Origin of the sequence: Paenibacillus sp. IHB B 3415, from assembly GCF_000802655.2 — a bacterium.
GTDB classification, from domain to species: domain Bacteria; phylum Bacillota; class Bacilli; order Paenibacillales; family Paenibacillaceae; genus Paenibacillus_AQ; species Paenibacillus_AQ phytohabitans.
In genome coordinates, this window is the sequence record NZ_JUEI01000016.1 from 103,886 (window position 1) to 127,484 (window position 23,599).

At 55.2% G+C, this 23,599-nt stretch carries 17 protein-coding genes; 13 read left to right on the top strand and 4 right to left on the bottom strand.

All coding sequences use genetic code 11. The annotated features are described in order from the left end of the window. The gene (locus QW71_RS09220) at positions 1–1,836 is read left to right on the top strand and encodes an ABC transporter ATP-binding protein (protein WP_052769942.1); all 1,836 of its coding nucleotides are present in this window, start codon (positions 1–3) and stop codon (positions 1,834–1,836) included. Between the two features lie 45 nt (positions 1,837–1,881). On the opposite strand, the gene QW71_RS09225 is transcribed toward QW71_RS09220, so the two are convergent. From QW71_RS09225 to QW71_RS09235, 3 genes are all read right to left on the bottom strand, one after another. Next, entirely contained in the window at positions 1,882–2,247 is a 366-nt protein-coding gene (locus QW71_RS09225; RefSeq protein ID WP_039296496.1) for a hypothetical protein, read from the bottom strand. A 114-nt stretch (positions 2,248–2,361) separates the two neighbouring features. Continuing rightward, positions 2,362–3,165, bottom strand: coding sequence for a Cof-type HAD-IIB family hydrolase (locus QW71_RS09230; protein ID WP_039296499.1), 804 nt, complete (start codon positions 3,163–3,165; stop codon positions 2,362–2,364). A gap of 110 nt (positions 3,166–3,275) precedes the next feature. Continuing rightward, positions 3,276–4,187, bottom strand: coding sequence for a DMT family transporter (locus QW71_RS09235; RefSeq protein WP_039296502.1), 912 nt, complete (start codon positions 4,185–4,187; stop codon positions 3,276–3,278). Positions 4,188–4,418: 231 nt separating this feature from the next. Here QW71_RS09235 and QW71_RS09240 point away from each other — a divergent pair, with 231 nt between their 5' ends. Beyond that, positions 4,419–5,141: a metal-dependent hydrolase gene (locus QW71_RS09240; RefSeq protein WP_039296505.1), complete on the top strand. Its 723-nt coding sequence runs from the start codon at positions 4,419–4,421 to the stop codon at positions 5,139–5,141. A gap of 129 nt (positions 5,142–5,270) precedes the next feature. Here the strand turns inward: QW71_RS09240 and QW71_RS09245 are convergent, their stop codons facing one another. Beyond that, positions 5,271–6,275 (bottom strand): lipoate--protein ligase, encoded by a 1,005-nt coding sequence (locus QW71_RS09245; RefSeq protein WP_039296507.1) that lies wholly within the window; start codon positions 6,273–6,275, stop codon positions 5,271–5,273. Between the two features lie 507 nt (positions 6,276–6,782). On the opposite strand from QW71_RS09245, the gene cobD reads away from it, so the two are divergent. The 11 genes from cobD to QW71_RS09300 form a co-directional block, all read left to right on the top strand. Then, positions 6,783–7,874, top strand: coding sequence for a threonine-phosphate decarboxylase CobD (gene cobD / locus QW71_RS09250; RefSeq protein ID WP_039296510.1), 1,092 nt, complete (start codon positions 6,783–6,785; stop codon positions 7,872–7,874). A 1,052-nt stretch (positions 7,875–8,926) separates the two neighbouring features. Further along, positions 8,927–13,903 (top strand): S-layer homology domain-containing protein, encoded by a 4,977-nt coding sequence (locus QW71_RS09255; protein WP_052769943.1) that lies wholly within the window; start codon positions 8,927–8,929, stop codon positions 13,901–13,903. Positions 13,904–14,051: 148 nt separating this feature from the next. After that, the gene (locus QW71_RS09260) at positions 14,052–14,855 is read left to right on the top strand and encodes an adenosylcobinamide amidohydrolase (RefSeq protein ID WP_235441429.1); all 804 of its coding nucleotides are present in this window, start codon (positions 14,052–14,054) and stop codon (positions 14,853–14,855) included. A 52-nt stretch (positions 14,856–14,907) separates the two neighbouring features. After that, positions 14,908–15,873: an adenosylcobinamide-phosphate synthase CbiB gene (gene cbiB, locus QW71_RS09265; protein ID WP_039296514.1), complete on the top strand. Its 966-nt coding sequence runs from the start codon at positions 14,908–14,910 to the stop codon at positions 15,871–15,873. Continuing rightward, positions 15,852–16,955: a histidine phosphatase family protein gene (locus QW71_RS36995; RefSeq protein WP_052769944.1), complete on the top strand. Its 1,104-nt coding sequence runs from the start codon at positions 15,852–15,854 to the stop codon at positions 16,953–16,955. The genes cbiB and QW71_RS36995 overlap by 22 nt, the downstream gene beginning before the upstream one ends. A 636-nt stretch (positions 16,956–17,591) precedes the next feature. Next, entirely contained in the window at positions 17,592–19,052 is a 1,461-nt protein-coding gene (locus QW71_RS09275; protein ID WP_039296517.1) for a PLP-dependent aminotransferase family protein, read from the top strand. A 14-nt stretch (positions 19,053–19,066) separates the two neighbouring features. Then, positions 19,067–20,050: a D-alanine--D-alanine ligase gene (locus QW71_RS09280; RefSeq protein ID WP_306766032.1), complete on the top strand. Its 984-nt coding sequence runs from the start codon at positions 19,067–19,069 to the stop codon at positions 20,048–20,050. A gap of 65 nt (positions 20,051–20,115) precedes the next feature. Then, positions 20,116–21,279, top strand: a complete 1,164-nt coding sequence (locus QW71_RS09285) for an aminotransferase class I/II-fold pyridoxal phosphate-dependent enzyme (RefSeq protein WP_039296587.1) — start codon at positions 20,116–20,118, stop codon at positions 21,277–21,279. A 202-nt stretch (positions 21,280–21,481) separates the two neighbouring features. After that, positions 21,482–22,543, top strand: a complete 1,062-nt coding sequence (cobT, locus tag QW71_RS09290; protein WP_039296520.1) for a nicotinate-nucleotide--dimethylbenzimidazole phosphoribosyltransferase — start codon at positions 21,482–21,484, stop codon at positions 22,541–22,543. Then, positions 22,540–23,097 carry a bifunctional adenosylcobinamide kinase/adenosylcobinamide-phosphate guanylyltransferase gene (gene cobU, locus QW71_RS09295; RefSeq protein WP_039296523.1) on the top strand — a complete coding sequence of 186 codons (558 nt, stop codon included), beginning with the start codon at positions 22,540–22,542 and terminating at the stop codon, positions 23,095–23,097. Before cobT ends, cobU begins: the two co-directional genes overlap by 4 nt. After that, a partial coding sequence (locus QW71_RS09300; protein WP_039296525.1) for an adenosylcobinamide-GDP ribazoletransferase occupies positions 23,094–23,599 on the top strand: 506 nt, incomplete at its 3' end. The genes cobU and QW71_RS09300, both read left to right, overlap by 4 nt.

Here is a 23,599-nt window from a genome sequence, read left to right on the forward strand (position 1 = left end):
GTGAAGAAGAAGAAAGGTGCTTTTGCCAGATTAAGTACATACATGCTCAGACATAAGCTGATTTATAGCATATTACTGCTAGTTACCCTGTTTAGTATTGTCCTTGATCTGACGATGGCCTGGTTCTTGTCCCGGATTACGGATGCGGCGGTCCGTCTGGACGTAGAGGCTTTTACAGACCTTGCCTGGTTCGGAGTTATATTCTTGACGGTCGCCGGAATCAACACTTTTCTAAGTGTGTATCTCAAAACTAATATATCGGCCAAAATCAGAAATGAACTGCGCCAGGACATGATGGGACATACCCTGGCTTTGCCGCAGTCTTATTTCGACCGCAATCATTCGGGTGATCTGTTATCCCGGTTCACAAACGATAATCAATCCGTAGGCGAAGCCTGCGGGCACGTCATGATGGATCTGCTGCGCAATCCGCTGCTGGCGGTGGCCTCCTTCGCTTATCTGATCTATATCAACTGGCTGCTTGCGCTGATCTGTCTGTCCGTAGGGCCGCTGCTGTTCCTGACCGGCAAAATATTCGGCAATGCGATGCGTGCCAACAGTGTACGGGTACAGGGAAATATGAGCAGAACGACGGCTTTTCTGAATGATATCCTGGGCAGCAGCATGGTGTTCAAAGCGTTCTCGATTGAGCGCAGGCTGCAGAAGCAGTATATAGAATATAGTGAGAGCATTGCCTCCGGGGAGAAGAAGAAGGCGAGAATCGAAGGAGCAACGGGGGCGATCTCCTCTGTGCTGGGCAACCTTACCTTCCTGCTCGCGCTGGTCATTGCCGGGTGGTTTGTGGCCAAAGGATCACTTGAGGTCGGGGCGATGATTGCATTCATCCAATTGATGAATTATCTGGTGGGGCCGTTCTCGGTACTGCCGGGCCTGGTCGCTTCCATGCAGCAGTCGCTGGGTGCGGCGGAACGGATTTTTGAAGTGATGGATGCTGCTCCCGAGGTTGAGATACTGCCTGACCAGCAGATGCAGCAGCCTGATTTCAATGTGCTACAGCTCGCAGACCTGTCGTTCGGATATCCGGAGAGTGAGAAGCAGAGTCTAAGCAAGGTTAATCTGGAGTTAACGCGCGGAAAGCAGATGGCCGTGGTGGGCCCGAGCGGCGGCGGTAAATCCACACTGTTCAAGCTGCTGCTCGGTTTCTACAAACCGGATGCAGGTGAGATTTCAATTAACGATCAGGCGATTGCCGGGATGCAGCTTGAGCAGCTGAGAAGTTACTTCGCCTATGTGCCCCAGGAGTCGGGTCTGTATACCGGAAGTATCCGTGACAATATCGGTAACGGCAGACCGGGCGCTACGGAAGAAGAGATTATAGAAGCGCTGCGGCAGGCGAACGCTTATGATTTCGTGATGGAGCTGCCGGAAGGCATCCACACCGATATTGGTGAGCATGGTTCGAGATTGTCCGGAGGGCAGAGACAGCGTCTCTCCATTGCCAGAGCGATGCTGAAGAATGCGCCGATTCTGCTGCTGGATGAAGCTACGGCGGCTCTCGACAATGAGTCGGAGAAAATGGTCCAGCAGGCGATCCGCAAGCTGATGAAGGATAAAACAACGCTGGTCATCGCCCACCGCCTCTCAACCATCCAGAATGCCGATATTATTCTGGTGATGGAGAACGGGGAGATTGTGGAGCGGGGCGGACATGAGGAGCTGCTGGCGGCAGAGGGACGGTACTTCGAGCTGTATAATTCCCAGCTGGAGCAGGAGGCTGTGGAGGAAGGGCAATATTCTTCTTTGGGCGGTGAGAGCTTGAACAGCGGCGGAACGGCCCCCCTCAAGCAGGAGACAGCTGCGGCAGGTACGTTATAATAGTCTTCTTCAGCTAAGTTGTTGGCTTTCAGCATGCGCTACGCGCTACTTGGCAGAGAGAGCGTCAATCGCTTGAACAGCCAGATTCAAGGCTTTGAGTCTTCTTTCTAAAAGAGTTTTTTGTGGACTGCCAGCCTTGGATTTAGCGTAACTATGTTCAACAGATGGGGTTATTTCAATCAGAACTTTGCGGGTTTCTGCTATATCTTCACGGGAGTACTGATGAGGTTTTTGATTCCAGACGTTCTCCAGAACCGCTAAGCCGATGTGTGAAGCATTGAGCCGTTTCTTTACCAGCGTAATGTTTGTGCCCTTTTGAGTCATTTGAGCAAAGGCATTTTCAAGTTTTTTGATGGTCGATTGCCAAGATTTAATGGATTCGAGCTGGTCCGCAGCAGATACTTCTTCCATGGATGACCTTCCTTTCTTCTTGGATTATAAAAGGTGGCTTACAGCGGTTCAATAAACTGAACCAGCGGTAAGCCACCTTTGTCATATAGGATGCCCGGCTAGGAGGTATGCCTGTTATTCTACACCGAGAATGAACTTATCGATGGCGAATTTCACGCCGTCCTCATTGTTGCTGAGGGTAACGAAATCGGCAATTTCCTTCAGGGCAGGAATGGCATTCGCCATAGCGACACCGAGGCCGGCGGCTTCGAGCATCTCGTGATCGTTCCAGGAATCGCCGACAGCGATGGTCTCGGACAGCTCGCAGCCGAAATGCTTGGCCAGGAATTCAAGTGCCAGGCCTTTGGTGCCTTCGTGGTGCATGATTTCCAGGAAATGCGGCTTGGACTTCGTGATGTGAACCGAATCACCGAGCAGGTTGCGCAGGATCGGGGACAGCTCATCCAGGAAGTCGGGATCGTCGATAATGAGCATTTTTGGAGTTTTTTGCGGGACCAGCTTCTCTTCCCAATTAGGCTCAATGTAGTACTGGGTCTTGTTCAGAGCGGAATAGTCGATCAGCTTCTGGTTCTCTTCGCGGGCATAGAGCTTGTCGTCAATGTAAGTCTGCAAATGCAGGTCATGCTCCACACAGTACTGGAACAGCTTGCGCACCGCATCCTGCGGCACATAACGCTCATAGAGCACTTCTTCATCCAGCAGATTCTTAACTAATGCACCCTGGTAGGTGATGATCGGCACATTCAGTCCGGTCTGGCGGGCAATGGCCTGGGCGGAAGCATAAGCGCGTCCGGTAGCTAGGGTAACCACAACGCCTGCGGCAACAGCCTGTTCCAGCGCGGTTTGAGTGGCAGGGGTAACTTCCTTGTCGTCATTAATCAGGGTGTCGTCAATATCGATAGCAATCAATTTGTACATTTGGGTTCTCTCCTAAAAGGTTGGTTTAGTCTGGCTTTCCGCGGAATCTTCTATAAGAAGGGGAACGGAAGCACGACTTTTTGTCTGAAGCATGTAACTATAAAATGCTGCTAGCCCTCTGCCTGCGTCCGCGCCGGATCAGGACTCAGCTCCGCCATCAGCATGGCGGCAAGAATGCATCCGCAGCCTAGCGCAGCGGGCAGGCCGAGTGTCTCTCCGCCGAAGAGCAGACCCGTTACTGCAGCGAATACCGGCTCTGTGGCATAAATAATCGCCACCCGGGACGGGGTGGTATATTTCTGGCAGGCGGTCTGAATCCAGAAGGCGAAGGCGCTGGTCGGGCCGATGGAGATTAGCATGGCCCAGAGCACTTCCGGCTTCGCGAGCAGCTCCCCGCTGTGTATAAGCGGTGCGGGGCCATCCACCAGAAGGGAGGCCAGAACGCTGAACAGGCCCACAAAGGCAAGCTGCAGCGCGGCCAGCGGCAAAGCCGGATAACGCGGCGCATATATGCCGGTATACACGATCTGCAGCGCAAAGAAGGCGGCGCAGAGCAGGATCAGGCCATCGCCCTTATTAAGGGAGAACGCAGAGCCGGTGAAGGTCAGCAGATACAGGCCAACCGCTGCGAGGCCGGCACTGAACCAGGTGTAACGGGATATGGCATGCTTCAGCAGCGCCAGAGACAGGAAAGGTACAAGTACCACCGACAGTCCGGTAATGAACCCTGTATTGGAGGTGGTAGTATACAGCAGTCCCATGGTCTGGAAGCCATAGCCCAGGAAGAGCAGCAGGCCCAGCAGCAGAGCATGCAGAACCATACGTAAGCTTAGCTTCTTCCATTCCTGACGGTAGAAGACGGCGGTAATTAGTGCAAGCAGCAGGGCAGCACCTGTAAACCGGATGCTGTTGAAGGCAAGCGGCGGCAGTACCCGGACGGCAGATTGCACAATAAGAAACGTACATCCCCACATCATCGCCACCAGCAGCAGACTTAGATCGGCGATTCGGGAGCGATTCACAGGGTGTCATCCTTTCAGGGCCGTATGAGTTGTCCAAATTGTATCCTAAATCAGGGGGCAGGACAAGCCGAAACTGCGTAGCGGCAGTGTCCGCACGGGATACAGGAAGCCTGTAACCCGTTATACGCTGGACAAAAAAGGAAAGCCTTGGTATACTTCGATAACCGCACACTTGTTCTTATTTCGAGCATCCAGAATCATTATACTCTCATATGAAGGAGCGGATTCACCATGATGGGCAAATCCCATTTAGTTATCAGCACCGGGGTTACCTTGTCCGCCATGAGTTTACTTGGGCTTGAAATCACTCTTCCGGCCGTCGCCGTTGCGGTGGTCAGCTCGCTGCTGCCCGATATCGACGAGCCGAATTCACTGCTGGTACGCAAGGCAGTTCCCGAGTTTCTGCTGCGTATCCTGCAGGTATCCCTGATCGGGGCGGCTATTTATCTTTATTTTGCCGGAATCGCTGCTCCGCCGTGGAATATTGCCCTGGCTCTGCTGGTTGGCAGTGTGTCTTTCCTGCCGGGCCGCAGGCTGAGGCATCTGGTGATGCTGCTGATTGCGCTGGCGCTGTTTGCTTTTGCCGATGCCTATGATCCATGGAACTATATTGCCGCCTGTGTGCTGGTCGTAGCTTCCGTTGTCCCGCACCGGGGAATCACCCATACGCTGTATGCCGTGGCCGGCTGGGGGGCGCTGCTGTATTTTGTATCAAAGGGCATGGATGACGGCGGCAGTCTCTGGATTGCCGGGAGTATGTCCTACGGCCTGCATCTGCTGGCCGATTCCCTGACCCAGCGCGGAATTACGCCGCTGCCCCCGCTCCCGGTCAAGCTGCGGCTGAAGCTGATGAGCACCGGCACGAAGAAAGGCAATGCGGTGGAGAAGGTGTGCGTAATGCTTACGCTGGCGCTGGTTGTCTATGTTTTTGTGCTTACGCCTTCTTTGGTGTAAAGGGCAATACAAATGATGAACGGCAAGACAAGAACCCCACTACCAGCTGCGCAGGATGCGGCAGGATAGCGGGGTTCTTTGTTCTATATAAGGACCTGCTTGCCGGACGGGTGTCTGCGGTGCAGAACCCTATTCCTCAAGAAACACCAGTCCTATGAAGTCCTCCGGCTCAATGCGGCCGAAGTAATGCTTCAGATCGAGATCAGCCAGTGCCTCTCTGACTTCAGCTTCCGCATAACGTTTGCCGCGCAGCGCGTTCTCCACATCCGCCACATCGCCGACACCGAAGAAGTCCCCGTAGATTTTGATCTCGCGGATGATGGAATCCTCAATGTCCATGCGGATATCGACCAATCCTGCCGGGAATTTGCGGGTATGCTTCACATTGCTCTTCGGCGACAGGCCGTAGTTCCAGTCCCAGTTCTGGTAGTGCTCCTTGGAGATTTCGCCTATCCGCACCCAGTCATCCATGGTCAGCTTGTACTGGGGAACCTCGGACGCCTCCATACCGAAGATGGAACGCAGCAGACCTTCGCGGAACTCCTCAATCGTCATATCGGGGTTGCCCAGCAGCTCCTTGATATTGGCAACACGGCTGCGTACAGACTTGGTGCTCTTCGACTTGAACTTCTCTGGATTTACGTTCAGTGAAGCCTGCACATCGTCCAGATTAAGATCAAACATCAGGGTGCCGTGGCTGAACATACGTCCGCGTGTGGAGAATTGGGCATTGCCGGAGATTTTCTGCTCCCCGACCTGAAGATCGTTGCGTCCGCTCAGCTCGGCATTCACTCCCATCGACTGCAGATAATCAATCACCGGCTGGGTGAATTTGAGGAAATTATGGAAAGACTGTCCGTCATCCTTGGTAATGAAGCTGAAGTTCAGATTGCCCAGATCATGATAGACCGCGCCGCCGCCGGATAACCGCCGTACGACCTGGATATTGTTGTCCTTCACATATTCCTGGTTGATCTCTTCGATGGTGTTCTGATGCTTGCCGATAATAATCGACGGGCTGTTGATATAAAAAAGCAGATAGCTCTCGTCCATCGGCAGGTTCTTGAGTGCAAATTCCTCAATTGCCAGATTGACCGATGCGTCTGTAATTCCGGTGTTATCGATAAAAAGCATAGTGATTCCTCCGCTTGGCCATAGTAAACTGCTGTACTTATTCTAAACTAAAAGAGAGATTTCCACAAAATCGAAAGTTTAACTTATCCGGCTGGCGTTACGCAAGACCGCCAGTTTACCCTCCATTGAGGCTGTAAGCGGACTTCTGCCGGCAGAATAAGCTTCGCCCGGTACTTCTCCGCTTGATAAGTGCCTGGGATCATCATGCCGGGCGCACCTGTGCGTTGCTGTAAGAGCATTGACGTACTTCCGGCAATAGGCCGATAATTGGGTGAAGGATTGCTAAGTTTCACACAGATTGTTGTATGAGATACAAGAATTGTCCTGCTAAACCGCTTGGAGGGGACGAAATGCTGCCTTTTATACAACAGTTCTGGATTATTGCCGGGATCATGCGGAGAATGTTGTATTATGGGCAGGATTTTTGCAGCGGCTGATCTGCTACTCAAATAAGTGTAGTTCAATTAAATTAATGAAGTAATGATTGAGCGTAAAGGGAGTGTACTCATGCTTGAAAAATACGGACACGGCGGCGATCTGCTGACAGCGGCCGAGCTATACGGGGAGAATAGCGGCGGCTTCCTGGATTTCAGCGCCAATATTAATCCGCTGGGCCCGCCGCCGGGGGTGCTCGCGCTGCTGCGGGATGCGGTCTCCGCGATTACAGCTTATCCTGATCCGGGACACCGGAGGCTGAAAGCGCTGCTCGCGGAAAATCTGGGAGTGGGCACGGACTGGATTATCGTTGCCAATGGAGCCGCCGAGTCGATGGCCCTGCTTCTGCTGGCAGTGGCTCCGCGCCGCGTAGGCATCGTCGAGCCCTGCTTCTCCGAATACCGCCAGCTGGCGGAGCAGTTCGGTGCAGAGGTTTTGTCCGTTCAGGGGACCCGCGGCAGCGATTACCGGGCCTCCGTGGACGAGATCTCCGGCCTGCTGGAGCAGACGGATCTGCTGTTCCTCGGCCAGCCGAATAATCCGAACGGCGTCCAGTATCCGCTGGACGAGCTGCGGCTGCTGGCCCGCAAGGCGGAAGCCTGCGGGACGATTCTTGCGGTGGATGAAGCGTTCATTGACTTCATCCCGGAGGCGGACCGGCAATCCCTGCTGCCGGAGCTGGGGGCTTACCGTCATACGGTGCTGGTGCGCTCGATGACGAAGTTCTTTGCCATTCCCGGGCTGCGGCTGGGCTTCACCGCCGCACACCCGGAGCTTGCCGCGGCGATGACCGGCAAGCAGGTGTCCTGGAGCGTGAACGGCCTGGCACTGCTGGCCGGGGAAGCCTGTCTGCGCAGCGGCGACGGCTACGGGCAGGAGACGCGCGCGTTGATCGCAGCAGAGCGGCAGCTGCTGCGCCAAGGTCTGCTTGAGCTCGGCTGCGAAGTGCCGCCGGGCGAAGCGAACTTCCTGCTGCTGCGGCTGCCCGCTCCGTGGAGCGCGCAGGAGCTGCAGCAGCGGCTGGGCGCGGGCGGCATTCTCGTCCGCAGCTGCGCTATGTACCCCGGCCTTGAGCCGGGGCATATCCGCGTCGCGGTGAAGGGCCGGGCGGACAATGCCCGGCTGCTGCGGGAGCTGGGGGCGCTGCTGCGGGCGGGGAGCTGAGAGCTGCAGCAGTTGAGAGCGTGCCAGCCGCCAGCCGCCAGCCGCCAGCGTGCCAGCCGTTAGCCGTTACGTTCCAGCCGTCAGCCGTTAGGTGCTAGCCGTCAGCGTGCCAGCCGCCAGCCGTTACGCGCCAGCCGCCAGCCGCAGGGGGCCAGAAGCCAGCCGTTACGTGCCAGCCGCCAGCGGTTCTTCGGCTCGCTTCGCTGCCGGTGTGCACGCAGTCTCTCCTCAAGAAATTAGTGGAAAAAGGCCATTTAATTGTCCTTAACCAGACAATTCCGGGACAGCAGTTGGAAAAATTCCATCTCTCCGGGTCCAAATACAAGCCAAATCTGACCCATACGGACACTACAGCCCTTAACCACTCATAATAGGCCCTTTTGACGGGTTTACGGACACCACAGCCCTTATCCACCACTTTTCATATGCCAGCTCCACTTTTCGGGCGGAATAAAGGCGCTGGTGTCCGTAAGAACCGGCACTCAGGTGCTTTGGCCCTTTTGACGGGTTTACGGACACCACAGCCCTTATCCACCACTTTTCATATGCCAGCTCCACTTTTCGGGCGGAATAAAGGCGCTGGTGTCCGTAAGAACCGGCACTCAGGTGCTTTCCGCAGGCTTAACGTCTCTGCTGTCCGTAAAAATAAGCTATTCACTTGCTAAACCGTTGTGTGACGTCTACTTTCTTGACAGAGCCCCACTTATTAGGCCGGCTATAGCGCCGAACGGAACTAGTCTCTTATCGGTAGGGTCCATCATCTATTGACTGTACAAAGAAATCGCTCCTTTTGAAATGGCGGGTGGTACCTCCATTAATTACAGGAACGGTTTTTTTGTGTTGTTTTGAAGAATGTATGTTACCTGGATAGTTATCGGCAACGCGTTCACCCCGCAGACTTGTTGCTAAGCGTGGATGAACCCAGGCATTGCGGTTACCCGGATGGCCGGGCCGTAAAGAGGTAAAAAAAGTCGGCTGGATGTAAAGATATTCGTATGTTTAAACTTACCGGATTTTTATATGCTTAAACCAAATAGATAAGGAGGTTAACGATGCCTAGAATACCGCTCACAAAAATTCCGGTTATGTTATTGCTGGCTTCACTGGTCCTATCCTCAACCCCGCTTGGCCAGCCCCCGGCCGCCTATGGAGCAGACGGTGCAGATGCCGCAGATGCCGCTGTAAGCTCCCCCGCACTTGATATTACCCAAAGTAAAGTAGAAGGTGAGTATGCGCTGGATCTGTCGGAGGTTGGGAATGTAGACTGGCTGCATCTGAAAGGCAACGGCCCGGATGACATCATTCAGATTAAAAAGGCCGTTCCCAGCTCTGTAACCTTCAGCGTGTACGGGAACGATACCACAGGTACCGAAGGGAAGCCGGATAGGGGCAATGACGGGAATTATTTGTCCTATTCCTGGAATGACGGCATGGCTGGTTATGAAAGGGCTGTCAAGGATACCGGATTCGGCGTGTTTTTCCCCAAGAATAGAGATTCGGGGATATACGGGGATGTAGGCTGGACCTTCCAAATTGCCCCGCAGCCGCAGGAGTCAACGGTCGTATTCGGCATCGGGCTATGGCAGGCTAAAGCTGCTTTGAAGATCTATGCGGATATGAACCTCATGGAGACGAAGGAAATCAGTGCGGGGGGGACCTCGGAAGTATATAAGTATCAAATTAAGGTGCCCGCCAATGTGCAATTAAAGGTTGAGGGTCTGCAGGCAGAAACCCTTTCACGGTACGGTAACATGTCCTTCTCGGGACTGGCGGTAAGCAGCAAGGAGGTAGCCGACAAAAGCGTGCTGCAGCTTGCCTATAATCAGGTGAAAGACAAGCTCCAAGGCGTATATACGGATGAATCCTGGGAGGGTTTTGTACAGGCAAGAGCTGAAGCCAAGCGTGTTCTGGACAAGCCGGATGCCCTCCAGGCGGAGATCGACACGGCCCTGTCTCTTCTAGAGCAGAAGCAAGCGGCTCTGGTAAGAAGAGAAACCAATCTGATGGTCGATTACACAGGTGCTGCGGAGAATGAATACGAATTTGGCAGTAATGGGGATCAGCAGGACAGATATCAGACTTTTACAGCTCAGGAGAGCTTCGAGATGCAGTATGCACAAGTAAATGTGAGGAAAATGTCCAATAGCGTAAGTGACTTGACTGTGAAGCTATATGGGACAGACCCTTCCGGCTTCCCGGCAGGTGCTCCTCTTGCAGAGACGGTGGTCGGACGGGACCGTGTTGCGGACGGTGAAATGACTACGATTCCACTCCGTTACAGTCTCGCCGGAAATACACGGTACGCTCTGGTTTTATCACAGAAGAATCTGTCCGCCGGCAAATACCGCTGGATGGTCATGAAGAAGAACGGGGAAACGGCAAGTGAATTTTTCGGCAAAAGTGTCTCCGGAGCCTTCCAATCCGAAGCACATCTGGGCACTGGTATCTTAAGAATTATTAAGAATACGGATGTGGACAGAACCGCCTTGCAGGCCTTAATCGATGATATTGCCATATCTAACTACAACAGCAGGCTGTACACCGTACAGTCGTGGTCTGCACTCGAAGCCGCATTGGCTAATGCCGGCCTGGTTTTGAACGATTTTGATGCTGATCCGGAGGAGATCAATGCAGCGCTCAGCCATTTGCAGGCGGCAAGGGGCCAGCTGGAGATTAATATGGATATGGCGGCGATTGCCGGGCAGATCGATCTTATTAGCCGGGCCGTTATTAAAGGCTACACCCTCAGTTCCCTGAACACCTTGAATGAAGCTGTGCAAGCCGCCAAGGCGCTGGAGGCCAACGCCCCGGATAACGAGAAGCTGACCGCCTACTCCGCTGTTTTGGAAGCGGTTCATAACTTGAAGACCGCGGGCAAATACCAGTACGATACCCATGCGCAAATGACAGCGGCCTTCGGCTTCGAAGGAGACAAGAATGCTTCGCTCGCTTTTCTGGACGGATCGTATCAAATCGGCGGAAGCCGTCCGGAGCAGCATGGTCCGGTGGCCCTGAAACAAATGGTCACCTTCGGAGTTGCGGACACAAGCAACATTAAGTGGACCAAAGGGGAAGGTTATTTACCGGTAATGATCAGTGAATATACGAAGAATAAAGTAGACTACAAGATTGAGACCTTCGCCAACAAACATACGTTGGACCATAAGGATTATGTCGTCAATTATTCCAGAGTCACGGCTACGAATCATTCAGGCGAGCTCACGCTGCTGCCGGTCGTCTCGGGCAATCTGGTGCCAATCAATGCGGACGCTGTAAATACGTACACCGTTCAGCCGGGGGAAAGCGTTGTCAGGGAATATGCGATTGAAGCTGATAAATATGAATATTTTGACAAGAACGTGACCCGGTTTACTTCCTTGACCAAAGAGCAGGTGGCGGGTCTGGGAACCTTCGAAGCCAACTACAGTGAGATGAAGGCTTATTGGCTGACGAGACTCTCCGCAGTAGTGGATATCGGCTTACCGAACCGTGAGCTTGAAAATGCGTTCAAATCCGGCTATATCGATACGCTGATTATTAAAGATGATACGTATCTGCATGTGGGGGAGAACGGCTATGCCCGGTTATTCTCCCATGATACGCTGGGCATTCTGGTGAACCTGATTCAGAGCGGGGATTTCGCCCATGCGCAGGATTATCTGAAGAGTATCCCGTTGACAGGAGGAATAAACATTGAGACGGGGCAGGTGGACAGCAACCTGTATTGGGATACGAACTGGAAAATTCCGTGGGCCTATGCGGTTTACTTAAGTAAAACCGGTGACGCCTCCATATTTGATGAGCAGATGACCGCCGATGACGGCTCCACGGGTACCGTATTTGAGAAGCGGGTTAAATTCGGGGCGAGAACCATCGAGAGTGACCGCAACGCTGACGGAATTATGAAAAAAACGTATGCGATTGATTCCGAGGGCAACTGGACGATCGACAATTATTCCGCCCTGACCGGTCTGACCGCCTATGAATATGTAACCCGCGAGCTCTACCGTATAAAGAATGACGAAGCCTATTTGCAGGAGGCAGAGTGGGCAAAAGCAAGGTATGACGACTTATTGGCCAAATTCACAGCCAAGCTGCAGCAGACGATAACAGAAGAAGGGCTTGATTATATTCCGGCCTCGGTTGTTGAAACCAATGATGAGAACCGGATGAGAGACTCCAGAGATGCGAACTGGGCTTCCATGTTCCTGTTTGGCAGATGGCACTGGGACGGATATCTGTATGGGGCGGAGCAGCCTGAGGATAACATCAACCTGAAGCTGCTAGATGATACGTATTCCTATGGAATCAATCGGCGTATTCAGGAGGATACGACAGATTCTCCGTACAACTTCGGGGGGTATCCGCATGGCTTTTATTCAAGCGCGTACAACGCCGGATACGGAAGCGCTGCGCTGCGCGGAGAAGAATACCGGGATATGGGCATTAAAGCTTATGAATTCATGATTGAAAATTCGATGAGCGGGCCGTTCAGCTGGTGGGAAGGGATCAATTATCCCGTTCCGGGAAGTCCTTGGGCACAGACGAATGAGCAGTTGAACCTTCAGAATACACCGGGCGGCGGCGGATCGGCCCAGCATATGTGGGGACAATCCGTTAACTCCAAGGTACTCATTGACTCTCTGATTGCCGAGCGGATTTATGATCAGAACCAGAAGGCTGAGATTATTGTAGGCCGCGGTATCCCTAAGGAGTGGGTCAAGGATGCTGCCAAGAACAATAATAAGGTGGCTAGCGTGCAAAATTACCCCGCCTTGCAAGGCGGCAGAGTAGGGTACAGCATTGTAAGACAAGATAACCAGCTCGTGGTGACCTTCAGCAGCGACTTGAGCCAGGCGAAAGCTGGTGCGGGAGAGGCTAGCTTCAGTGTCCAATTGCCGAGCATGGTGAACAATATTACGGATGTATCTGCAGGCATAATGGATAACACCAAAGGTATCGTTACGGTTCCGTTAAATACAGCCTCAGTAACGATAACTTTAGGTGATTTACCGAAACCGCTGGCTGTTAACTTAGATAAGGATAAGCTTGAAATTGTTTATGCCGAAGGAGACCTCCAGACCTCGGTTACGAAAGACGTTATTTTGCCGGCAGCAGGTGAGCATGGAAGTGAAATTACCTGGACCTCAAGTCATCCGGATATCATTTCGGGCAAAGGGGAAGTTAAGCGTCCGGCGAGCACAACCGTGGTGACTTTGACGGCCATCCTTAAGAAAGACGGGGCAGAGGCGCAGAAAAGCTTCGTATTGACGGTTCTAAAGGCAGACACCAAGCCTGACGGAGGCACGGATACAGGGAACAATGGCAACAACGGTAACAACGGTAATAACAGCAATAACGGCAATAATGGCAATAACAACAATAATGGGAATGCGGGCAACAACACGGGGAATACCGGTACTATCGTAACCACCGGCAATACGGACAGCACAGGAAATGCAGGCGATGGCGGTATGGCTACTCAGCCTGCGTTCAAGGATGTAGAGAAGCACTGGGCAAAAGAGAGCATTATAACTGCGGCGCAGCGCAAGCTGGTGAACGGTTATGCAGACGGAACCTTCCGTCCGGACGGAGCCGTTACGCGCAGTGAATTCGCGGTGATCCTGGGCCGCGCCTTACAGGTGGACCTTGCGCAATCCGGACTTTCCTTTACGGATGAAGGCAGCATTCAGCCATGGGCGAAGCCGTATGTTGCCGCTGCGGTTAAATCCGGCTGGATTACAGGCTATACGGATCAGTCCTTCCGTCCCGGCGGAAAGATTACCCGCCTGGAGATGATTACAATGATTGTCCGGGCGCTGGAATGGAAGACAGACTCCAAGGCTAAGGCAGCTTTTGCTGATGCGGAGCTTATTCCTTCATGGGGTCAGCCGTATGCGGCAGCCGCCTATGAAGCGGGTCTTGTTGAAGGCCAGGACAATAACCGGCTGGCTCCGAATGATCAGGCAACGCGGGCAGAGGCCGTGACCCTGATTCTTAGACTGTTAGACAAAACTGAACAGCAGTAGCATGAGGCAGAGCAAGCTGGCGTCCGGATTTCCGGCGTCAGCTTTTTGTTTTTGCAGGCTACAAACTTTGATACAGAGAAAACGAGATACTATATAATGATATAGTCGGTTTAGGAATAGTTTACTGCGCGAGAGGAGCGGATGTAACGTGAAAGAAGTGAATGTGAATCTACCCTTTAATCTTGACGGTGGATTGGCGGTGTACCAGAGCAGGGTCTGGCAGGGACTAACGCTGGAGTGGCGGGAAGGCCATCTGCTGCTGGAATTTCCGGCTGAGGCGGACAGTATATCAAGCGCAGTGTATGGCGGAGGAACAGGCCGCCTGAAGCGGGCGGTGAACCAATATGTCACCCGGGACTACGAATGCAGCAATCCGGTACGGGATATGGAAAATAAGCTGCAGGAGTGGGGTTATCCGCTGGAAGGCTGTGCCGGACTGATGACGGCAGTTCCGCTTGAACATGTCGCAGTTGCCGAGGAGGATACCGGCTCTGCGGGGATTATGTGCTGCGTGACAGCGGCTGCGGGCAATGCCGCCCGTGCCGGAACGCAGCGCAGCGTGCTGGCGGCTTACCGCCCGGGCACGATTAACATCATGCTCGGCATTGACGGATGGCTGTCGCCGTCGGCTATGGTCAATGCCGTGATGACGGCGACGGAAGCGAAGGCTGCCGCACTGGCAGATCTCGGAATCACGGATTCCGAGAACGGTCTAATCGCAACCGGGACCACAACGGATGCCATCGTGCTCGCGGTGAGCGGGAGCCGCCGCTATGCAGCGGAGCATGTGTATGCCGGAACTGCGACCGACCTCGGAGGAGCCATTGGCAGGCTTGTGTACAGTGCGGTGACGGAAAGTTTGCGTTCGGTGAAGGCAGCGGAAGCGGTGCGGAGAGCACAAGCAGCACTGCCCGGTCTGTCCGGGCAGCAATCGAAAGGCGGCCGGGAATAATGTCTGGAATGATGAACATGAGCCGCCAGGAACCGCAGCGGGGTGAGCCAAGGTGAAGCTTGCCATCATACTGTTGGCCGCTTATGTTGTGGACCGGATTGTCGGCGATCCGCGTAATCTTCCCCATCCCGTTGTCTATATGGGGAAGGCCATCAGTGCGACAGAGCGGCTTATCCGCCGCTTCGCATCGGCGCCCCGTGCCCTGAAGCGGGCGGGGATGCTGCTTCCGCTCCTGGTAGCAGGAGGCGCATGGGTGCTGACAGCGCTGCTTGTGATGCTGTTCTACCGGATATCCCCCTGGCTGGCCGGGGCGGCCGAAGTGTGGCTGATCTCCACGACGATCGCCTCCAAAGGGTTGAAGGATGCCGGGATGGCAGTTTTCGCAGAACTCCGCCAAGGGGATATTCCCGCTGCCCGCAGAGCGCTGGGAATGATCGTCGGCCGGGATACGGCGCATCTGGAGAGCCCGGAAATCGTCCGCGGCACAGTGGAGACAGTGGCGGAGAACATCGTCGACGCGATCATCTCGCCGCTGTTCTTCGCCCTGCTGGGCGGGGCTCCGCTGGCTATGGCTTACCGTGCGGTGAACACGCTGGATTCCATGGTTGGCTACAAGAACGACAAGTACCGCGATCTCGGCTGGGCATCCGCCCGGCTGGATGACGTCGCGAATTACATACCGGCGCGGATTACAGCGCTATTACTAACCTTATGTGCGGCGCTGCTGCGGCTGGACTGGCGGAGATGCTGGCGTACCGTCCGGCGGGATGCACGTCTTCATCCCAGCCCGAACAGCGGCTACCCGGAATCGGCAGTTGCCGGAGCACTGGGCATCCGGCTGGGCGGAGAAAATGTATACCACGGCGTAACCTCCTTCCGCGCCTACATGGGAGATCCCCTGCGGACAATGGAGCCGGAGGATATTATCGTGACTGCGCGGATGATGATGCTGTCTTCAGCCATATTTGTCTGCCTGTGTGCAGCGGTTGCCTTGTTATGGCAGGGGATGGGGGGCTGAGCGGAGTGCAGGTGGACGAGGACGAGGGTAAGGATACGAGTAAGGACAAGGACAAGGACAAGGACAAGGACAAGGAAGGCCACTTGAAGGATTCGGCTCTGGTAGATCGCAGCGTTCTAAGTAACCCGGCACCACAGCAGGAGCTGGAGTTGAAGTTGGGGCAGGAGGTGGAACTGGAGCAGGAGTTGGAGCAGGAGGTGGAACTGGAGTTGGAGCAGGAACTGGAGCAGGAACTGGAGCAGGAGTTGGAGCAGGAGCCTCAACTGGAGCAGGAACTGGAGCAGGAACTGGAGCTGGTGCTTGTCCGTCATGGGCACACGCAGTGGAACAAGGAACGGCGCTATTTAGGGAGTACGGATCTGCCACTGCTGCCGGAGGCGCGGCAGCAATTGTCCGCACTAAGCGACCAGCCTGCGCTCGGCGGGGAATTCTGGCGTGTCTATTGCAGTGACCTGCTCAGATGCAGGGAGACGCTGGCAGCCGTGGCTCCACACCTGGAGCGGCAGGCCATCTATGATTCGCGGCTGCGCGAGCTGGATTTTGGTGTCTGGGAAGGCTGCAATTATGAGCAGCTGAAGGATAACAGACATTACCGCAGTTGGATTGACCACCCCGAATTAGTAACACCGCCGGAAGGGGAAGCGTGGGAACAGTTTGAAGCCCGGGTGGATGATTTCTGGGATCAGCTGGAGCAGGAACTGGAGCAGGAACTGGAGCATACAAGCATTAACGGGGGGATGCCCTGGCTTGAAACCAGCGAACCAGGGGGAGTTCAACCAGCGGTAGTTCCTGCAGCGGTAGTTCCTCCAGCAGAAGTTTCACCAGTACCAATCTCAGCTATGGCGGTTCCACCAGTACCAATTTCATCTTCGGCAGTTCCATTAGCGCCAGACTCACCGCCCAATCCCCCGCCTCCACGCGTGCTGATAGTGACTCATGGCGGCATCATCCGGCTGCTGCTGGCGCGTCTGACCGAAGGAGTAACCTTCTATACAGCAGCTGCACCCGCTCCGGGTGAAGTCACTGTACTGAATCTTCGGAAGGATGAAGGAGCCTGGCGCATGATACCGTGCGAAGTGTAGCTCCCACGGCTGGACTAGGGACCACTATAATTCGGTTGCGAACAACCGAATACAATGCGCCGCCGATAGGGTTAATTAGCCAAATGTATGCGAAAAACCGAATACAATGCGCCGCCGATAGGGTTAATTAGCCAAATGTATGCGAAAAACCGAATACAATGCGCCGCCGATAGGGTTAAGCTGGACTAGGGACCACTATAATTCGGTTGCGAACAACCGAATACAATGCGCCGCCGATAGGGTTAATTAGCCAAATGTATGCGGAAAACCGAATACAATATGCCACCGATAGCGTTAACGAGCCAAATGTATGCGAAAAACCGAATACAATGTGCCGCCGACAGCGGTAACGAGCCAAGTGTATGCGGAAAACCGAATACAATGCACCGCCGATACGGTTAACGAGCCAAATGTATGCGAAAAACCGAATACAATGCGCCGCCCATCGGGTTAACGAGCTAAATGTAAGCGAAAAACCGAATACAATGCGCCGCCGATAGGGTTAACAAGCCAAATGTATGCGAAAAACCGACTACATTGTCCCCCTTAGAACCACAGCCGGAAGAAAATCCCGGGGCTGTGGTTCTTTTTTTACGGCGGAGTCTGTGCCATGATAGCTATGGGGGCGATAGCGGTATGTTTAAGGATTTCAAGCTCATTGCCGGACGTCCGGTATATATCCAGGTGAAGGATTACATGAAGCATCTTATTATCAAAAGCGCGCTCCAGGGCGGGCAGAAGCTCCCCTCTACACGGGAACTCAGCACACTCCTCAAGGTCAGCCGCAATTCCATTATCTCAGCCTACGAGAGTCTGGAGGATGACGGCTTCGCGTATACGGTGCAGGGCCAGGGGAGTTATGTCTCACCAGGTGCTGCAGCGGGGCACGGAGATCCTGAAGCGGCCTCCTGGAGCATGGACTGGAAAGAGCGGCTCAGCGGCCAGGCGCTGCTCGCGGAAGAGCTGGACATTATGAAGCGGGGAATCCGCGCGGGGAAAGGAACGATTTCTTTTACCAGTATCGCGCCGGATGAGAGCCTCTTCGATCTGGATCATGTCAAAAAAGCTTTTCTGGAACGCATGTCCGTGGAGGGCAACGTTCTGCTGAATTATGGATATGCCAAGGGATATAAACCTTTAATAGATTATTTGCGGCAATATATGGAGCACAAGGGCGTGGATATGCGCGGGAAGGATCTGCTGATTACGAACGGGTTCACGGAGGGCTTCGACATAGTGTTGTCTGCTCTGGGTAAGCGGCATGGCGCTGTGATCTGTGAGAACCCGACGCATCATACGGCGATTAAGAATCTGAAGCTGCACGGCTTCGAAATTCACGGGGTAACAATGGAGCGGGATGGCATCCACCTCGGCGAACTCAAGCGCGCGCTCGAAGAGCGGGAATACGACTGTGCGTATCTGGTCCCCTCCTACCACAATCCTACCGGAATTGTCATGTCTCCCGAGAAAAGACAAGGCCTAATGAAGCTCATGTCGGATTACAAGGTGCCGGTTATCGAGGATGGTTTCAACGAGGAGCTGCGTTATTCGGGTGCCCATGTGGCTCCGTTAATGGCGACGGCGGGCAGCGGGAACAGCGTCATCTACCTCGGCAGCTTCTCCAAAGTGCTATTCCCCGGACTGCGGGTAGGCTGGGTGCTGGCGGATCAGGAGCTGATCTATTACCTGGAAAGTGTCAAAAGGGCACGCAGTATTCATACCTCGACGCTCGACCAGTCTATTTTGTACCAATATCTGCTGGGGGGCAATCTGGAGAAGTATCTGAAGAAGGCCCGGCTGGAGTATAAACGCAAATACGAGCTGACGCTGGCGTGCTGCAAGGAGCATATTCCTTATGCTTCATTATCGGGGGACGGGGGATTGCATCTGTTTGTAACGTTCGCTGAAGGCTTCAGCACAAGGGAATTGCTGGCGGCGTGCCACGGGCAGGGGGTTATTTTTACGGCGGGAGATATCTTCTTCACAGACGGCACAGGGCAGAATACGCTGCGGCTGGGCTTCTCCAGAGTAGCGGATGAGGATATACGCAGAGGGATCGAAGTTATCGGCAGGACAGCACGGCAACTTATGGGATGAAGGGGTGTACGGATATGATTAGAGTGGGAGTTATTATGGGCGGCGTATCGTCTGAATATGAGGTGTCAATGAATACCGGCAGGGAGATGCTGAAGGCGCTGGATTCGGCAAAATACACCGGGATTCCTGTACCCATCACCTCGCGTAAAGAGCTGCTGGAGGGAGTCGTGGGGCTGGACTTCGCTCTGCTCGCCCTGCATGGGACTTACGGCGAGGATGGCACCGTACAAGGTGCGCTTGAAACGCTCGGCATTCCTTATTCCGGGAGCGGCGTGTTGTCCAGCAGTCTCTGCATGGATAAAGGGCTGGCCAAGACGATTATCCGCAGCAAAAGCATCCCCACACCCGACTGGCTGTGCTGGGAGCATATCAATGAATATGCACCGGAAGCCGTGGACCGGCTGGGTTATCCGGTGATGGTCAAGCCGAATTCCGGCGGCTCCAGCATCGGCATGACCAAGGTGAACCATCCGCAGGAGCTGCGCGGGGCGGTGGAGAAGGCTTTTGCCGCTGACTGCTCCGTGCTGATTGAGCAATATACCTTAGGACAGGAGATTACCTGCTCCATTCTCGGTGGAGAGCTGCTGCCGGTAATCGGGATTCAGTCGCTCGGTGCCGACTGGTTCGATTACAGCGCCAAATATGAGCAGGGCGGGGCGGAGGAACAGATCATCCAGTTGCCTGCGGAGGTCGAGGAACGGGTGCGTACGGCGGCACTTACCTGCTACCGGGCGCTGAAATGCGCGGTGTATGCACGGGTGGATATGCTGCTGAAGGATGGCATTCCTTATGTGCTGGAAGTGAATACGCTGCCCGGCATGACCGCAACCAGCCTGCTGCCGCAAAGTGCAAGGGCGTCTGGCATCTCCTTCACCCGGCTGCTGGATGAGATTATCACCGGATCGCTGCGGGAGCGCGGAGGTATGGGTGGAGCAGCGGAAGCACCAGAAGCACCAGAAGCAGCACAACTGGTACAGCAAGGGGGTGGCGGGTTATGAACAGAAAACAATCTGCTTTGCCTGTGGACCGCAACCCCCGCATCCCGCGCCTCTCAGGCATCTCCATGCACAACGACCCCATTACTCCGCGTCTAAGGGAGATTCCGCCTTCGGGCATCCGCGCTTTTTTTGATCTGGCTGCGGGTAACAACGATATTATTTCACTTGGGGTTGGCGAACCTGACTTCGCTACTCCCGAACAGGTCAGAGCGGCCTGTATCCGCGCCCTGGACCGCGGGGAGACGATGTATACGCCTAACAGCGGGAGGATGGAGCTGCGGGAGGAGATTGCCGGGTATTTGCAGAAGGGCTTCGACCTGCAGTACGATCCTGCGGACGAAATATTGGTTACTGTAGGGAGCAGTGAAGCCGTGGATCTGGCGCTGCGCGCCTTCATCGCACCGGGCGATGAGATTCTGATTCCTTCCCCGGGTTATGTCGCCTATGCGCCTATCGCCTATCTGAATGGCGGAACGCTGGCCACGGTGGAGACGACTGTGGAGCAGGGCTTTAAGCTCACGGCTGAAGCACTGAAGCGGGCAATCACTCCGCGATCCAAGCTGCTGATGGTGAATTTTCCGAGTAACCCTACGGGGGCGGTAATGACCAATGAGGACTGGCTGCCGGTAGCTGAGGTGGTGAAGGAGCACGGGCTGATCGTGATTTCGGATGAGATCTATGCCGAGCTGACCTACGACAGCGCACATGTAAGTATTGCCTCACTCCCCGGCATGAAGGAGCGGACGGTGGTGATCAGCGGGTTCTCGAAGGCTTTTGCCATGACCGGCTGGCGGGTCGGATATGCCTGCGGGAACCGCGAACTGCTGGCGGCTATGCTCAAAATTCATCAATACACAGCCATGTGTGCGCCTGTACTGGGCCAGATCGCCGCTGCCGAATCCCTGCGCAGTGCTCTGCCGGATAAAGACCGGATGAAGGCATGCTTCAAGGACCGCCGGACAATGTTTGTAGACGGACTGCGGTCTGCCGGACTGCCCTGCCATATGCCGCAGGGGGCATTCTATGCTTTTGCCTCCATTGCCCGCACCGGCATGAGCTCGGAGGAATTCGCCTTAAGGCTGCTGAAGGAGGCGGGAGTCGCAGTTGTTCCGGGCCATGTGTTCGGGGCTGGCGGAGAAGGGTATATCCGCTGCTCCTATGCGGCTTCTACAGCGAAGCTGACCGAAGCGCTGGAGCGGCTGGAAGGCTTCATGAAGGTAAAAATCTAATTGTAAGATCAATCTATATCACCTATAATCCTTTAAGGAAGAAATAGGGATATGTTAGAATTCAATTGGCTTGCAGCCAAGTCAGCAGAAGCTCCCTTCTTCAGAGCAGGGAGCTTTTTTTGTGTTCTGATGACAGTATGCAGAGCAGATAGAAGTGGATTGTTTTCAATAGAATATACAATAGATAACAGGAGGTAATATCATGATCACAGCCTTACAAGAAGTAACCGGACGGATTGCTCCGCCTGATGAAAAAGCTACCTTACGCGCGGTGCTCCGCCTGAACAGCCTGACCAAGCCGCCGGGAAGCCTCGGGCGGCTGGAGGCGCTGGCCGTCCGGCTGGCCGGGATCTCCAAAGTAGAACAGCCCTGTTACAGCAAACGTACGGTAGTAGTTATGGCAGCGGATCATGGGGTCTGTTGTGAAGGGGTCAGTGCTTTTCCGCAGGAGGTTACAATGCAGATGGCCTATAACTTCCTGAGCGGCGGCGCCGCAGTGAATGTGCTGGCCCGCCAAGGCGGTGCAGAGGTGCAGTTCGTGGATATTGGCATTAACGGTGACATCAGCCATCCGCAGCTGATCGACCGCAAAGTGCGCCGCGGCACGGACAATATGGCGGCAGGTCCGGCCATGAGCCGGGAGGACGCGCTGCGCGCCATTCTGGCTGGGGTTCAGGTGGCCCAGGAAGCGGTGAAGAACGGGACGGAGATTTTTATTACCGGTGAGATGGGCATCGGCAATACTACGGCAAGTGCTGCGGTGCTGTGCGCACTGGAAGGCATCCCGGCGGAGACAGCAGCCGGACGGGGGACAGGCATCGACGAAGAGCGGCTGCGACACAAAATATCGGTGATAGAGCGCGCCCTGAAGGTTAATGCGCCGAATCCGGCAGATCCGATCGATGTGCTCTCGAAGGTAGGCGGGCTTGAGATTGCCGGCCTGGCCGGTCTGATTCTGGGAGCGGCTGCGCTGCGGATTCCGGTCATTCTGGACGGTTTTATTTCCGGAGCGGCAGCCCTCGTCGCCAAGGCATTGGCACCGGAATCGACGGCTTACATGATTGCTTCCCATGTCTCAGGCGAGCAGGGGCATAAGCTGATGCTGGACCGCCTCGGTCTGGAGGCCCTGCTTGATCTTGGACTGCGCCTCGGCGAAGGCACCGGCGGCGCGCTGTGCCTGCATTTCATTGAAGCGGTCTGCCGGATTATGCGGGAGATGGCGACCTTCGAGAGTGCGGGGGTCTCCGGGTCGGAGAGCGTATGAGCATCCTTGTAACCGGAGGGGCACGCAGCGGGAAAAGCGGCTTCGCCGAGCGCTTAACCAAGAAGCTGGCAGACCCGCAGCAGGCGGTCTATGTGGCGACCGGGCAAGCGTTCGATGAAGAGATGAAGGCGCGGATTGCCCTGCACCGGCAGCAGCGGGAGGAGGGCGGCTTCCGCTGGGAGACACGGGAAGAGCCGCTTGAACTGTCGGCGCTGCTCCGGCGGCTGTCCGGCAGCGGTCAGGCAGTCTTGGTGGACTGCCTGACGCTCTGGCTGTCCAACCAGCTGCTGGCTGTGGAGGAACGGAGTGACCGGCAGCAGCTGGTGGAGGCTGCAATTGCCGGACTGGAGCAGAGTGTCTCCAGCTTCAAGGGGACGCTAATTCTTGTTACCAATGAAGTAGGCGACGGCATTGTGCCGGAGTATTCACTGGGCCGGCTGTACCGGGACCTGGCCGGACGGATGAACGCGCGGCTTGCCCGGCAGTGTGAGCAGGTATTCCTGGTTACGGCCGGAATACCTGTGGAGCTGAAGAGCCGGGAGTACCTCCTGTGAGCGCGCGGGGGGATGCCGCTGCCGCGTTTCAGTTCCTGTCGCGGTTTCCGGTCAAATACAGCCCGGATTTCTCGCCTGAGCTGCTGCGCCGCAGCGTGGTCTATTATCCGCTGGTCGGCGCGGCCATCGGCCTCAGCGCCGCGCTTGGCGCAGCTGCCGCCGCCTGGCTGCTGCCGGCCTGGCCTGCCGCTGTTATCACCCTCATCCTGTGGGTGGGGCTGACCGGCGGGCTGCATCTGGACGGCTGGATGGACAGCGCCGATGCGCTGCTCAGCTACCGCTCGCGGGAGCGGATGCTGGAGATCATGAAGGACAGCCGCGTAGGCGCTATGGGCGTGCTGGCCTGCGTGCTGCTCCTGCTGCTGAAGGCCTCGCTGCTGGCGGCATTAATTGAAGGCGGCAGCTACAGCATGCTGCCGCTGCTCCTGCTGCCGCCGGTCTGGAGCCGCTGGTACATGGTGCGGGCCATGGCCCGCTATCCGCTGGCCCGCGGCAATGAAGG